This is a genomic window from Kribbella sp. NPDC004138 (assembly GCF_053603655.1).
This window is the reverse complement of the sequence record NZ_JBSGFZ010000006.1, coordinates 316449-329651: the sequence shown is the minus strand read 5'-3', so window position 1 is coordinate 329651 and position 13203 is coordinate 316449. Positions and strand designations below refer to the sequence as shown.

General features: G+C 70.3%; 13 protein-coding genes. 3 read left to right on the top strand and 10 right to left on the bottom strand.

Annotation, left to right across the window (positions count from 1 at the left end; translation table 11 throughout):
* Positions 1-97 precede the first annotated feature (97 nt).
* Complete coding sequence (locus ACWEOO_RS11220) at positions 98-1690, bottom strand: succinic semialdehyde dehydrogenase (protein WP_452142826.1); 1593 nt, start codon at positions 1688-1690, stop codon at positions 98-100.
* 172 nt (positions 1691-1862) lie between these two features.
* Between ACWEOO_RS11220 and ACWEOO_RS11215 the strand changes: the two genes are divergently transcribed.
* The 3 genes from ACWEOO_RS11215 (at position 1863) to ACWEOO_RS11205 (ending at position 4288) form a co-directional block, all read left to right on the top strand.
* The gene (locus ACWEOO_RS11215; RefSeq protein WP_452142825.1) at positions 1863-3311 is read left to right on the top strand and encodes a hypothetical protein; all 1449 of its coding nucleotides are present in this window, start codon (positions 1863-1865) and stop codon (positions 3309-3311) included.
* 72 nt (positions 3312-3383) lie between these two features.
* On the top strand, positions 3384-3950 hold the full coding sequence (locus ACWEOO_RS11210) for a TIGR03086 family metal-binding protein (RefSeq protein WP_452142824.1): 567 nt from the start codon (positions 3384-3386) through the stop codon (positions 3948-3950).
* Entirely contained in the window at positions 3932-4288 is a 357-nt protein-coding gene (locus tag ACWEOO_RS11205; protein ID WP_452142823.1) for a nuclear transport factor 2 family protein, read from the top strand. The genes ACWEOO_RS11210 and ACWEOO_RS11205 overlap by 19 nt, the downstream gene beginning before the upstream one ends.
* A 154-nt stretch (positions 4289-4442) precedes the next feature.
* On the opposite strand, the gene ACWEOO_RS11200 is transcribed toward ACWEOO_RS11205, so the two are convergent.
* The 9 genes from ACWEOO_RS11200 to groES form a co-directional block, all read right to left on the bottom strand.
* The gene (locus ACWEOO_RS11200; protein ID WP_359927583.1) at positions 4443-4841 is read right to left on the bottom strand and encodes a hypothetical protein; all 399 of its coding nucleotides are present in this window, start codon (positions 4839-4841) and stop codon (positions 4443-4445) included.
* Between the two features lie 22 nt (positions 4842-4863).
* Positions 4864-5601 (bottom strand): acyl-CoA thioester hydrolase/BAAT C-terminal domain-containing protein, encoded by a 738-nt coding sequence (locus ACWEOO_RS11195; protein WP_452142822.1) that lies wholly within the window; start codon positions 5599-5601, stop codon positions 4864-4866.
* The gene (locus ACWEOO_RS11190) at positions 5601-6707 is read right to left on the bottom strand and encodes a GuaB3 family IMP dehydrogenase-related protein (protein ID WP_359927588.1); all 1107 of its coding nucleotides are present in this window, start codon (positions 6705-6707) and stop codon (positions 5601-5603) included. The genes ACWEOO_RS11195 and ACWEOO_RS11190 overlap by 1 nt, the downstream gene beginning before the upstream one ends.
* A gap of 30 nt (positions 6708-6737) precedes the next feature.
* The gene (gene guaB, locus ACWEOO_RS11185; protein WP_363713250.1) at positions 6738-8252 is read right to left on the bottom strand and encodes an IMP dehydrogenase; all 1515 of its coding nucleotides are present in this window, start codon (positions 8250-8252) and stop codon (positions 6738-6740) included.
* A gap of 129 nt (positions 8253-8381) precedes the next feature.
* Complete coding sequence (locus tag ACWEOO_RS11180) at positions 8382-9827, bottom strand: hypothetical protein (protein ID WP_452142821.1); 1446 nt, start codon at positions 9825-9827, stop codon at positions 8382-8384.
* Positions 9820-10443, bottom strand: a complete 624-nt coding sequence (gene shbA / locus ACWEOO_RS11175; RefSeq protein ID WP_355699537.1) for an RNA polymerase sigma factor ShbA — start codon at positions 10441-10443, stop codon at positions 9820-9822. Before shbA ends, ACWEOO_RS11180 begins: the two co-directional genes overlap by 8 nt.
* A 98-nt stretch (positions 10444-10541) precedes the next feature.
* Positions 10542-11027, bottom strand: a complete 486-nt coding sequence (locus tag ACWEOO_RS11170; protein ID WP_452142820.1) for a GNAT family N-acetyltransferase — start codon at positions 11025-11027, stop codon at positions 10542-10544.
* A 95-nt stretch (positions 11028-11122) separates the two neighbouring features.
* Positions 11123-12742, bottom strand: coding sequence for a chaperonin GroEL (gene groL / locus ACWEOO_RS11165; protein WP_359927597.1), 1620 nt, complete (start codon positions 12740-12742; stop codon positions 11123-11125).
* 128 nt (positions 12743-12870) lie between these two features.
* Entirely contained in the window at positions 12871-13167 is a 297-nt protein-coding gene (gene groES / locus ACWEOO_RS11160; protein WP_130384566.1) for a co-chaperone GroES, read from the bottom strand.
* Between the last annotated feature and the right edge of the window lie 36 nt (positions 13168-13203).

Below are 13203 nucleotides of genomic sequence, written 5' to 3'. Positions count from 1 at the left end.
CTGAGGAGCGGAGGGAGCGAAGCGACCGGAGCGACGAGGGAAGACCGGGAGTCACAGCCCCATGACCCGCCGAGCGGTAGCGAGGCATTCAATACAGTCATGGACGGCCGATCTTCTTCAGCACCCGCAGCGCGCCGGTCATCAGCTCGGCGAACTTCTCGTCGGACAGACCGTGCGAGGCGGCGATCGGGAGCAGCCGCTGGGTGGCGATCGCCTGCGGCTCGACGTACCGCCGGATGCCCTCGACGCCCTGCCGCCGGCCGAGACCGGACTGGCGCATGCCGCCCATCGGGGTGTCGATCGAGCCGAACGTCGCGCCGTACCCCTCGTTGACGTTGACGGTGCCGGCCATCAGCTGCGCCGCGACCGCGCGGCCGCGGCGACCGTCCCGGGTCCAGACGCTCGCGTTCAGGCCGTACTCGCCCTCGTTCGCGCGCTGGATCGCCTCGGACTCGTCGGAGAACCGGTAGATCGACACAACCGGGCCGAAGGTCTCGTTGTCGAAGCACTCCATCGCCGGGGTGACGCCGGACAGCACGGTCGGCTCGTAGAAGAGCGGCCCGATGTCCGGTCGCGGCTTACCGCCGGCGAGGACTGTCGCGCCCTTGGACCGCGCGTCCTCGACATGCCGCGTCGTGGATTCCAGCTGTGCCTTCGAGATCAGTGAGCCCATGTCGACGTCCCAGCCGGTGCCGGCGCTGAGGCGGAGCTTCTTCACCCGGTCGACGAAGGCCGTGACGAACGCGTCGTACACCTGGTCCGCGACGTACAGCCGCTCCATCGAGACGCACAGCTGGCCCGCGTTCGCGAAGCACGCGCGGACGGCGCCCTCGGCGGCACGGTGGATGTCGGCGTCGCGCAGGACGAGCATCGGGTTCTTGCCGCCGAGCTCGAGACTGCAGCCGATCAACCGCTCACCCGCCTGCTTCGCGACCAGGCGGCCGGTCTTCGTCGAGCCGGTGAAGCAGATGTAGTCGGCGTTCTGGATCAGCGCGCCGCCGACCGTCGGGCCGTCGCCGTTGACCGGGATCCACGCCTCCCGCGGCAGGCCGGCCTCGTACAGCAACTCGATACCGCGCAGCGCGGTCAGCGGGGTCTGGCTGTCGGGTTTGTGGACGACGGTGTTGCCGGCCAGGATCGCCGGCAGCCCGTCGGAGATCGCCATCGTCAGCGGGTAGTTCCACGGCGAGATGATGCCGACGACGCCCTTCGGTACGAACCGCGTCTCGGCGCGGGTGAGCAGCGGGAAGATCCCGAGCTTGCGCTGCGGTTCGAGCAGCTCGAACGCCTTGCGGCCGTAGTACCGCGCGGTGAGCGCGACGTGGGCGAGCTCCTCGAACGCCTGCTTCCGCGCCTTGCCGGACTCGCGGATGATCAGGTCGACCAGCTCGTGCCGGTGGTCGAGCACCAGGTCGTGGTAGCGCAGCAGGATCGCGGCGCGCTCGGCGAGCGGCACCCGCCGCCAGGTCTGCTGGGTCCTCCGGGCGGTCCGGACCGCCGCGACCACGTCGTCCGCGCTCGACACCGGCAGGTCCGCGATCGGCTGCCCGGTGGCCGGCGCGTACGACGTCCGGGTCCCGGCCGTGGCCAGCAGCAGACCCGACAACCGGCGGATCACCGACTGGTCGGTCGCGTACGAGGCGGTGGGGTCGAGCTCCGGATCCGCAGGAATCGACGTCTGGTCGCTCACGCCTCCGCCTCGCTTCGCTCGGCTCCGGCATGAGCGACATGGTCGGCTCTACCCTTTGTTCGCTCGCTACGCTCGCTCATACGTGAAGGCTACCTGCCGGTAATAGCGGCTGTCAGTATCAGAGAATGGTTAAGCTGATCCGCTGGAACCTGCGAAGGGGTGGAACGTACAGATGGTGGACAGCGGGGGGCTCTGGACGCCTCCTGAGGACGAGCTCGGCGAGGCGTTGCAGACAGCCCAGGTGCTGATCGAGGAAGGCCGGGCCGACGAGGCGGGGCCGTACCAGCAGCGGGTCATCGAGCTGGCCAGGGAGCGGGCCGAAGGGCACCCGAACCACTACGAGGCCAAGCACCTGATGGCCGCGACCCAGTACGAGCTGGCCGGGTCGCTGAACGCCTCCGGCCGGCACGAGGAGGCGCTCACCGCGCTGCACGAGGCCCAACTCGGCTACACCGAGCTCCAGGACGCCGGCGTACTGGACGCCACCTGCTTCCTCGCCGACGTCCGCGCCCGGCGCGCGATGACGCAGGCGCACCGCGGCCACGGCGCCACTGCCGTCCTGGAGATGGACGGCGCGGTGATCGCGTACGGCCAGCTCGTCGGCGGCGAGGACGGCCTCAAGCACCAGCCCGACTTCGCCCGCGTGCTCGCGATGAACGCGCTCATCCTGCGCCGGTACGGCGACCCCGCGCTCGCCGTCGCGTCCGCGGACGCGGCGACCCAGCTGTTCCTGCAGCTCGCCGACCAGATCAACGAGAGCCCGCAGTCGCTGTCCTACGCCCGCTACCTGTGTACGGCGACCGCGGTGTCGGCCGACGTCCACGCCGCCGAGGGACGGCTGGACCTCGCCCTCGAGGCGGACGAGATCGGGCTCACCACGGCCGACACGCTCGCCGACTCCGACTCGACGACCGACATGCGCACGCTCGTCGCCGCGCTGGTCCGCAAGGGCAAGCACCTCGGCACCGTCGGCCGCCTGGAGGGCGAGGCCTGCCTGCGGACGGCGTACGACACCGACGCCGAGACGGCGGCCCGAGTGGTCGAGGAGCTGGACCGGGGCCTGCCGCTGACGCTGGTCGCCGCACTGGAGAACGCGGAGGTCAAGCTCGGCCCGTTCGAGCAGTACCACCGTCTGGTCGCGCTCAGCGAGCCCGCGCCGGGGATGACGCTGGCGACCGTGTCCGGCCGCACGGACCCGGAGTCGGCGGCGCAACGCGCGGCCGAGCTCGCCGAGCTGGTGCGGCCGCTGCTGCGCGAGGACGCGGACACCGCGCTGACGCTGGGTCTCGAGGCGCATTACCTGTTCGCGATCTCGTCCGAGCGGGAGTCGCACCGGATGCGCTTCCAGACCGCGACGTACGTGCCGATCTGGGCGCAGCTGCTGCTCGACATCTCCCAGGGGTACTTCCAGGCCGGGCGGACCGAGATCGCGCTCGACCTCGGCGGCTGGTGCGCGGAGGTGGCCACCGCGCTGATCCCGTTCGCCGACGCCAACGAGGCGATGAAGGAGCTGGCCGGGGCCTGCTACCGGCACCACGGCAACCTGCTCGCCGCCACCGGCGACCTGGCGGCGTCGTACCACGCCCACGAGGCGGCGGAGCAACTCCAGCTCGGCCGTTGAGAGGCGGTAAGACCCCCGCTGCTTGACGCGCATTCCGCCCGGACGGACGCTGGCGCTGAAAGGGGGAGGCTCATGGATGTCGTAGAGCTGCACAACCGAACGGTCGCGAACTTCGCGGAACTGGCCTCCGGGGTGACTGCCGGCCAATGGTCGGCACCGACCCCGTGCTCGGACTGGGACGTCCGCGCGCTGGTGAACCACGTCGTCGGCGAGGAGCGCTGGACCCGGCCGCTGATGGAGGGCCGGACGATCGCCGAGGTCGGGAACACCCTCGACGGCGACCTGCTCGGGGACGACCCGGCCGGAGCGGCGTCGGCCGCGGCCGAGGAGGCCCGGGCCGCCGCAACCCGGTCGATCGACAAGGTGCACCTGTCGTACGGCGACGAGGATCCGGACGAGTACCTGCGCCAACTCGCGGCCGACCATCTCGTGCACGGGTGGGACCTGGCCGTGGCCACCGGCGCACCGCCGCGGATGGACGCCGACCTGGTCGACGACGTCGCGACCTGGTTCGCGAAGCGCGAGGAGCTCTACCGCTCGGCCGGCATGATCGGCGAGCACCTCGACGGCTTCACCGAACCGGCCGACGCACTGCTGGCCGCCTTCGGAAGGAACCCGCGGTGGAGTCCGGCGACGTAGTCGAGCGGTTCGGCACCGCCTTCGACCAGGGCGACCTGGAGACCGCGATGTCGCTGGTCACGGCGGACATCGTGTTCGAGTCCACGTCGCCGGCCCCGGACGGCGGCCGCTTCGAGGGCGCGGACGCCGTCCGGGCAGCGTGGGCGAAGCTGTTCGCGGAGACCGCCGAGCCGCACTTCGAGACCGAAGAGACCGTGCTGCTCGCCGACCGGGCCGTGGTGCGCTGGCAGTACTCGTGGAAGACGGACTCCGGCGACCGCGGGCACGTGCGCGGCGTCGACGTCCTGCGCCTCCGGGACGGGAGGATCGCGGAGAAGCTCTCGTATGTGAAGGGCTAGGCTCTCGCGTGCAAGCTCGACAGGACGTGTCAGTCCTCCGGGTAGTGCACCTGAGCGTGAACCTCGCTGCGCATACAGCGTCTCGGCAGTGCACTACCTGTCCAGCGTGCACACCTTGGGACAGGCCAACCCCACATTTACAGCAGCAGGCCGGTCAGTCCTGGAGCTCGGTCTTCAGGGCGCCGACGAACAGGCCGGCTTCGGCCTCGGTCATGCCGGTCTCGGACACCACCAATGCGGTCGCCTGGTGGAGCTCGCCCGCGGCCTTCAGCGCGCGGGTGCGCTCGGCCAGGTTGGTGCCGGGCCGGCGCACCAACGGCGTCCCCGTGGTCGGCGGCACATACCGCCCGAGGCGGATGTCGTCGACCAGCTCCTTGGAGTGCTTGAGGTCGAGGCCGGTGCGGTCACGGATCAGCTTGACCGCGTGCACCGCCTTCTTCGTGGTGATCAGGAACCGCACCTGATCGACATCGTCCGCGGACAGTCGGCCTCGCGCCGCGGCGAGGGCAACGTTGTCCGTCTCCTGGCTGCTCCCTCGGCTGAACAATCCCATGCCGCAATCCTTCCAGAACTCATCAAGCCCGGTGAACTCGAAGCCCGTCGGCGAGCAACCGGAGGATCTCGGGCCAGGCCAGACCGCCCAGCTCGCGGTCGGCGGCCGCCGTACCGCCGCGGGCCATCCGTTGCCCCGAAGTCTTCGGCTCCTCACCGGGCAGCACCACGCGATGCCCGGCCTCGGGGACCGTCACGATCCGCGTCGGCCGGTCGCCGCGCCGTCGCGCGATCTCCTCGGCGAACTCGACCGCGGGCCACACCTGGTCGTCCCCGCCCGCCACGAGCAGCACGTCGCGGATGCGCTCCACCGGGATCCGGGCGCGCTCTGCGTCGGCGTACGTCGCCACGCTCTGCCGGTACAGCCCGACGTAGCTCGGCGGGTCGTCGGCGGCGGCCCAGCCCGGGTCGAACGGTACGAACGGCAACGGCTCGCCTCGCCAGGTCCACGCCGACCGCTGGCTGCCGTCCTCCAGGACCCGGCCCCACACGTAGGCGCTCGGCGCGAACGCGACCACCGCGTCCACGCGCTCGTCCAGCGCACCCAGCAGCAACGCCGCCTCGGCGCCCCACGAGCTGCCCATCACGACCAGCCGATCGTGGTCAGCCAGCTCGTCCAGCGGGAACGACTCCAGCGCCACCTCGTGCGTGACGGTCCAGCGCGGCGCGACGACGTCGTACCCCTCCGCCTCGAGGAGACGCGCCCGGTCCAAGTCCGGCGCACCGCTCGAACCGTGCAGGAGCAGTACGCCGGTGCTCATCAGCCGACGACGACCTCGACCCGCTGGAACTCCTTGAGCTCCGTGTAGCCGGTGGTGGCCATCGCGCGCTTGAGCGCACCGACCAGGTTCATCGTGCCGTCCGGGACCCAGGACGGGCCGAACAGGATCTGCTCCATGGTGCCGGTGACGCCGACCTCGACCCGCTCGCCGCGGGGCAGGTCCTGGTGCCAGGCCTCGGCACCCCAGTGGTACCCGCCGCCGGGGGCGTCGCTCGCGCGGGCCAGCGGCGAACCGACCATCACCGCGTCCGCGCCGCAGGCGATCGCCTTCGCCACGTCACCGGACCGCCCGACCGAGCCGTCCGCGATGACGTGCACGTAGCGCCCGCCGGACTCGTCCATGTAGTCCCGCCGGGCCGCCGCGACATCGGCCACCGCCGACGCCATCGGCACCGCGACGCCGAGCACCTTCCGGGTGGTGTGCGCGGCGCCGCCGCCGAAGCCGACCAGGACGCCGGCCGCGCCGGTCCGCATCAGGTGCAGCGCCGCCTGGTGCGTCGCGCAGCCGCCGACGATCACCGGGACGTCGAGGTCGTAGATGAACTGCTTCAGGTTCAGCGGCTCCGCCTGCCCGGACACGTGCTCGGCGGACACCGTCGTGCCGCGGATGACGAACAGGTCGACCCCGGCGTCCACGACATGCTTGGCGAACTGCTTGGTGCGCTGCGGCGACAACGCGCCGGCCACCGTGACACCGGAGTCACGGATCTCCTGCACCCGCTGGGAGATCAGCTCGGGCTTGATCGGCGCCGCGTAGATCTCCTGCAGCCGGTGCGTCGCCTGCTGCGCGTCGAGGGTGGTGATCTCCTCGAGCAGGTTCGCCGGGTTCTCGTACCGCGTCCAGAGGCCTTCGAGGTTCAGGACGCCGAGACCGCCGGCCTTGCCGATCGCGATCGCGGTGGCCGGCGACATCACCGAGTCCATCGGCGCGGCCAGGATCGGCAGCTCGAACCGGTACGCGTCGATCTGCCAGGCGACCGAGACCTCCTCCGGGTCCCGCGTCCGGCGCGACGGCACGATCGCGATGTCGTCGAACGCGTACGCCTGCCGGCCGCGCTTGGCCCGGCCGATCTCGATCTCGGTCATCTGGTGTCCTAACGGGTGTGTGCAGGCGGGTCAGCGGCCGGAGTAGTTCGGCGCCTCGACCGTCATCTGGATGTCGTGCGGGTGGGACTCCTGCAGGCCGGCGGAGGTGATCCGGACGAACCGGCCCTTCTCCTGCAGCTCGGCCACCGTGCGGGCGCCCGTGTACCACATCGACTGCCGCAGGCCGCCGACCAGCTGGTGCGCGACGGCCGACAGCGGGCCGCGATACGGCACCTGGCCCTCGACGCCCTCGGCGATCAGCTTCTCGTCGCCGCTGCCGTCGTGCTGGAAGTAGCGGTCCTTGGAGTACGACTTGCGCAGGCCGCCGGCCGACGACATCGCGCCGAGCGAGCCCATCCCGCGGTACGCCTTGAACTGCTTGCCGTTGATGAACACCAGGTCGCCCGGCGACTCCTCGCAGCCGGCGAGCAGCGAGCCCAGCATGACGGTGTCCGCGCCCGCGACCAGCGCCTTGGCGATGTCACCGGAATACTGCAGGCCGCCGTCGCCGATGACCGGGACACCGGCCGGCTTGCAGGCCAGCGAGGCCTCGTAGATCGCGGTCACCTGCGGCACACCGACGCCGGACACGACCCGCGTCGTGCAGATCGAGCCCGGGCCGACGCCGACCTTCACGCCGTCCGCGCCCGCGTCGACCAGCGCCTGCGCGCCCGCGCGGGTGCCGACGTTGCCGCCGACGACGTCCACGCCGCGGGTCGCCGGGTCGGCCTTGAGCTTGCGGATGATCTCGATCTGGGCCTGGGAGTGACCGTGCGCGGTGTCCACCACGAGCACGTCGACGCCGGCCTCGACCAGCGTCATGGCCCGCTTGTAGGCCTCGCCGAAGAAGCCGATCGCGGCGCCCACCATCAGCCGGCCGGTGGCGTCCTTGGTGGACAGCGGGAACTTGTCGCGCTTGACGAAGTCCTTCAGCGTGATCAGGCCGGTGAGCTTGCCGGCCTCGTCGACCAGCGGCAGCTTCTCCACCTTGTGCTTGCTGAGCAGCGCCATCGCGTCGTCGGCCGCGATCCCCTGCCGGCCGGTGATCAGCGGCTGCTTGGTCATCACCTCGCGGACCGGCCGGGACAGGTCGGTCTCGAAGCGCATGTCGCGGTTGGTGACGATGCCGACCAGGACGCCGGCGTCGTCCACCACCGGAACGCCGGAGATCCGGTACTGCCCGCAGAGCGCGTCGGCCTCGCCGATGGTGGCGTCCGGGCCGATGGTGATCGGCTGCGCGATCATGCCGGACTCGGAGCGCTTGACCAGGTCGACCTGCTGGGCCTGGTCCTCGATCGAGAGGTTGCGGTGCAGGACGCCGAGGCCGCCCTGGCGCGCCATGGCGATCGCCATCCGGGCCTCGGTGACGGTGTCCATCGCGCTGGACACCAGCGGGATATTGACCTCGACGTTACGACTCAGGCGAGACCGGGTGACGGCCTCGGACGGGATGACGTCGGACTCGTTCGGCTGCAGCAGCACGTCGTCGAAGGTGAGACCGAGGACGGCGAACTTGTCGGGAACTCCAGCGGGGGTGATGTCCATGGGGAAAACGAGCACCTTTTGTACGGCGGCAACGGGACCCCATCCTATCCGCGCCGCCGCCAGGCCCCGAATCCGCCGTCCACAGGCAACCGCCCGCCGCTGGGCGACGGGCGGTGCGTGGCCGGACGGTTACCGGATCGGCTTGTTGACGACCTCGAGGATCTGCAGCAGGCTCGTGTCGGTCGTGGATCCGTGGGTCCGCTCGATGGCGGCGTGCTTGCCCTCCGGATAGTGACCGGTGGAGTGCTTGCCGGTCGGGTAGGTCTTGCGGACCGAGCCCGTGCTGACCTTCCCGCTCGAGTGCTTCCCGCTCTTGGCCGACTTCGTGCTCTTGGCCGAGCTGCGGGTGTCGATCGACTTCGCGGTCGCGTCGGGAACGCCGAAGAACTGCTCGGCGCTCTCGTTGGTGACCGGCAGGCCGCTCGGCGTCGGCAGGACCTCCTGGATCTTCTCGACCAGTTGCTCCACTTGCTGCTGGACCTGCTCGGTCTGCTCCGGGACCTGCGTGACCGGGCTGCTCGGCTTCGTGTCGTCGCCGGAGGTGTCACTGGTACCGGTGCTGTCGGTGCCGGCGGGCGTGGTGCTGTCCGAACCCGGCGGCGTGGTCTCCTCGCCACCGGTCTGACCGTCGCCGGACCCCGCGCTCGGCGTACCGGTCGGGTCGCTCACCGTGTTGTCGCCGGTACCGGTCCCGCCGTCGCCCGTGTTGGTCTCGCCGTTCGTCGGCGGCGGAGTCGCGGTGGTCGTGTCCGTCGGGGTCGGGGTCGGGGTCGCCGGCTCGGTCGGCTCTTCGGTCGGCGTCGACGGCGGCGTGTCCGGCGGGTTCTCGGTCTTGGTGTCGGTCGGCTCGTCGGTCTTGGTACCGGTCGGCTCGTCCGTCTTGTCGTCGGTCGGCTTCGGCGTCGCCGTCACCTCGGTCGTCGGCTTGACCGGCTCCTGCGTCTTCTGCTCGTCGGTCGGGAGCAGCGGGTACGGCCACTCGCGGCTCGCGACCGGCCTGTCCTCCGGCTGGACGACCTCCGGCGTGCCCTTGAGGTCCTGCGCCTGCGGATCGTCGTCGGTTGCCGCGCCGTCCTTGCCGGACTGGGCGGCGTGCTCGGCCTTGTCCTTCTTGAAGTCCTTGCTGACCTTGACGATCTTGCTCCGGTCCACGACCGGCGAGCCGTCGACGTCCTCCTTCGGGAAGCTGGTCTGCGGGCGGACCGCGTCGACCATCTTCTCGATGACCTTCTCGTACGGCGACAACGGATCGCCGGTGACCGCCGCCGCGACCCCGGAGACCGACAGCGCGGCCACCGCGGCGACACCGAAGGCCAGACCGCGGGTCGCCATCTTGCGGGCGAACGGGTCGGTCATCGGGTTGAGCGCGGCGCAGCGCGCCAGGAAGCTCTCCGGATCGTCGATGGTCTCCACCGGGAGCTCGTCCTCGACCTCCACCGCGAGCCGTAGATCGGCCAGCAGTGCGACGGCCGGGTCGTGCTCACCCGCCGAGCGGGCGGACTCCCCACCGGCGGCAAGCAGATCGAGCAGTGCGTCATCGGCCTCGATCGCGTCCAGGTCGAATCGGTCAGCCATGATGCCCCTCCCCTGCTCTTCCTCGTTCCAGCTGTGTTTCATGCCCCACGAACCCCCTGAGCGTGTTCAACGCCCGATGCTGTGCGACCCTCACCGCCCCCGGTGTCATGCCCAGTGCCCGGCCGGTCTCCTCGGCTGACATCCCCGCAACGACGCGAAGGCGCAGGATCTCGCGCAGTTTCTCCGGCAGTTTGTCCAGCAGCCCCATGATGTGCTGGACCTCTGAGTGCCGTACCGCGTGCTCCTCCGGCGTCGGTGACTCGTCCGCGCCGTCCGGCAGGTCCGGCGTCGAGACGTCGGCCACCGCGAACGCACGCTGGGCATCGGCGACCTTGCGGGCCGCGATGCCGTAGACGAAAGCCTCGAAAGGCCTCCCCTCGTCGCGGTAGCGGCCGAGCGCGCCGAAAACCGCGACACAAACTTCTTGCGCGACGTCGTCGACCATGTCGGCGCCGCCGGGATAGGTCCACAGACGGGACCGTACGTAGCGGTGCGCCACAGCGCGCACCCTGGTGAGCAGGTCGTTGAGAGCTGTACGGTCCCCGTCGCCGGCCAGCGCGGCAAGATCCCTGAGCTCGACCCGGTCGTGGGTGTCAGGTACTCGGACCTCTGTCACCCCTCGCCCCCTCGTGTTCGGACCGGTCAGCTCGAAAGATGGTACGGCGCTCAACTCTCCTTGCATAGTGGCAATTCGTGGTCAAGCCAGGGTTTTGGTCACGATCTGTCACTACTGGCCGGTTCGGTTCGCCGCGGCGCGCTGAACCGGATGAGTTCGGTGGCGTGATCGCCGCCCCAGTCGATCGGCGTGCGGCCGGTCTCCAGCCAGCCCGCCCGGCGGTACAGGCGCTCTGCCGCGCCGCGGTTGCCGACCACCTCGAGCGACAGCGGCCGCCCGAGCCCCGCCGCTGTCTGCACGCAATGGTCGAGCAACTGGCGGCCAACCCCCTGACGCGTCGCCGTCGGATCCACGAACAACCGCTCCACCTCGGCGCCGTCGCCCACTCCCGTCAGCACCACATGTCCGACAACCCGCTCACCGGCTCCGGTCACGGCCACCCAGCAGCCGAGCGCCGCCTCCGGCGTCAGCCACCGCTCCGGGTCGGCGGGCCAATTGATCGGGTAGCCGGCCTGCGCGTGCACCACCCGCAACAACTCGACGCAGACCTGCAGGTCCTCGGAACGACGCTCGCGAATCGACACAGCTCCTATGAGAACAGAGCACCGCCCGGCAGTTTCCTGCCGGGCGGTGCTCTGTGTGCTGTGCTGTCGAACTACGGCTTGACTACTGCCTGAGGTCAGTGACCGTGCCCGTGGCCGTGACCGGCCGCGGCGGGCTCCTCTTCCTCGGGCTTGTCGACGACCAGGGTCTCGGTCGTCAGCAGCAGCGCGGCGATCGAGCCGGCGTTGGCGAGCGCGGACCGGGTCACCTTGACCGGGTCCAGCACGCCCTGGGCCAGCAGGTCGCCATACTCACCGGTGGCGGCGTTGAAGCCGCTGCCGGACTCGAGCTCGGCCACCTTCGACGTCACGACGTAGCCCTCGTAGCCGCCGTTCTCGGCGATCCAGCGCAGCGGCTCGACGATCGACTTGCGGACGATCCGGACACCGGTCGCCTCGTCACCTTCGAGGTCGAGGCCGCCGTCCAGGACGGTCGCCGCGTGCACGAGAGCGGAGCCGCCGCCGGCGACGATGCCCTCCTCGATCGCGGCCCGGGTCGCGGACACCGCGTCCTCGATCCGGTGCTTCTTCTCCTTCAGCTCGACCTCGGTGGCCGCGCCGACCTTGATCACGCAGACGCCGCCGGCCAGCTTGGCCAGCCGCTCCTGCAGCTTCTCGCGGTCCCAGTCGGAGTCGGTGCGCTCGATCTCGGACTTGATCTGGCTGACCCGGCCCTCGATGTCCTCGGCCTTGCCGGAACCCTCGACGACGGTCGTGTTGTCCTTCGAGACCACGATCCGGCGGGCCGAACCGAGCACCTCGAGGCCGACCTGGTCGAGCTTCAGCCCGACCTCGGGGGCGACGACCTGCGCGCCGGTGAGCGCGGCCAGGTCCTCCAGCATCGCCTTGCGGCGGTCGCCGAAGCCCGGCGCCTTGACGGCGACCGAGGTGAAGTTGCCGCGGATCTTGTTCACCACGAGGGTGGACAGCGCCTCGGCCTCGACGTCCTCGGCGATGATCAGCAGGGTCTTGCCGGACTGCACGACCTTCTCCAGCAGCGGCAGCAGGTCCGCGATCGCGGAGATCTTGCCCTGGTGGATCAGGATGTACGGGTCCTCCAGCACCGCTTCGCCGGCCTCGGCGTCGGTGATGAAGTACGGCGAGATGTAGCCCTTGTCGAACTGCATACCCTCGGTGAACTCGAGCTCGGTCCCGAAGGTGTTCGACTCCTCGACGGTGATCACACCGTCCTTGCCGACCTTGTCGAACGCGTCCGCGATCAGCGCGCCGATCTCGGCGTCGCGGGCGGAGATGGTCGCGACGTGGGCCATGTCGCCCTTGTCGTCGACCGGCTTCGCGGTGTCCACCAGCTTGGCCGACACGGCCTCGACGGCCGCCTCGATACCGCGCTTGAGGCCCATCGGGTTGGCGCCGGCGGCGACCGCCCGGAGGCCCTCGTGCACCAGCGCCTGCGCCAGCACCGTCGCGGTGGTGGTGCCGTCACCGGCGATGTCGTTGGTCTTGGTGGCGACCTCCTTGGTCAGCTGCGCACCAAGGTTCTCGAACGGGTCGTCCAGCTCGACCTCACGGGCGACGGTGACACCGTCGTTGGTGATGGTCGGGGCGCCCCACTTCTTGTCCAGGACGACGTAACGGCCCTTCGGGCCGAGCGTCACCTTCACCGTGTTCGCGAGCTTGTCGACGCCGCGCTCCAGCGCGCGCCGCGCGTTCTCGTCGAACTCGAGGATCTTCGGCATGAAAAATCCAGTCCCTCTCTGAAATTCGCTCTTCGTAAGCAGTACGGACTCGCTGGTCCCAGACCGACTCCGCCCCGGCGCCGGTGTGCGGCACCAGGGCGGTGTCAGTCAGGAACAGCGAGCGATCGTCACTTGCTGACGACTGCGAGGATGTCGCGGGCGCCCAGGATCAGGTAGTCCTGGCCGTCGTACTTGACCTCGGTGCCGCCGTACTTGGAGTAGATGACCTTGTCGCCGACGGCGACGTCCAGCGGGACGCGGTTGCCGTTGTCGTCGATCCGGCCCGGGCCGACGGCGAGGATCTCGCCCTCCTGCGGCTTCTCCTTGGCGGTGTCCGGGATCACCAGGCCGGACTTCGTGGTCTGCTCGGCTTCGAGCGGCGCGACGAGGACGCGGTCCTCGAGCGGCTTGATCGTGACCGACACTTGCTGACCTCCACGGTCGAATTCGCTTGTCTGTGG

Bases quoted from the DNA above. Each gene is read 5' to 3' on its own strand.
- ACWEOO_RS11215 (WP_452142825.1), top strand. From the start codon at position 1,863: ATGGTGGACAGCGGGGGGCTCTGGACGCCTCCTGAGGACGAGCTCGGC.
- ACWEOO_RS11210 (WP_452142824.1), top strand. From the start codon at position 3,384: ATGGATGTCGTAGAGCTGCACAACCGAACGGTCGCGAACTTCGCGGAA.
- ACWEOO_RS11200 (WP_359927583.1), bottom strand. From the start codon at position 4,841: ATGGGATTGTTCAGCCGAGGGAGCAGCCAGGAGACGGACAACGTTGCC.
- ACWEOO_RS11195 (WP_452142822.1), bottom strand. From the start codon at position 5,601: ATGAGCACCGGCGTACTGCTCCTGCACGGTTCGAGCGGTGCGCCGGAC.
- ACWEOO_RS11190 (WP_359927588.1), bottom strand. From the start codon at position 6,707: ATGACCGAGATCGAGATCGGCCGGGCCAAGCGCGGCCGGCAGGCGTAC.
- guaB (WP_363713250.1), bottom strand. From the start codon at position 8,252: ATGGACATCACCCCCGCTGGAGTTCCCGACAAGTTCGCCGTCCTCGGT.
- ACWEOO_RS11180 (WP_452142821.1), bottom strand. From the start codon at position 9,827: ATGGCTGACCGATTCGACCTGGACGCGATCGAGGCCGATGACGCACTG.
- groL (WP_359927597.1), bottom strand. From the start codon at position 12,742: ATGCCGAAGATCCTCGAGTTCGACGAGAACGCGCGGCGCGCGCTGGAG.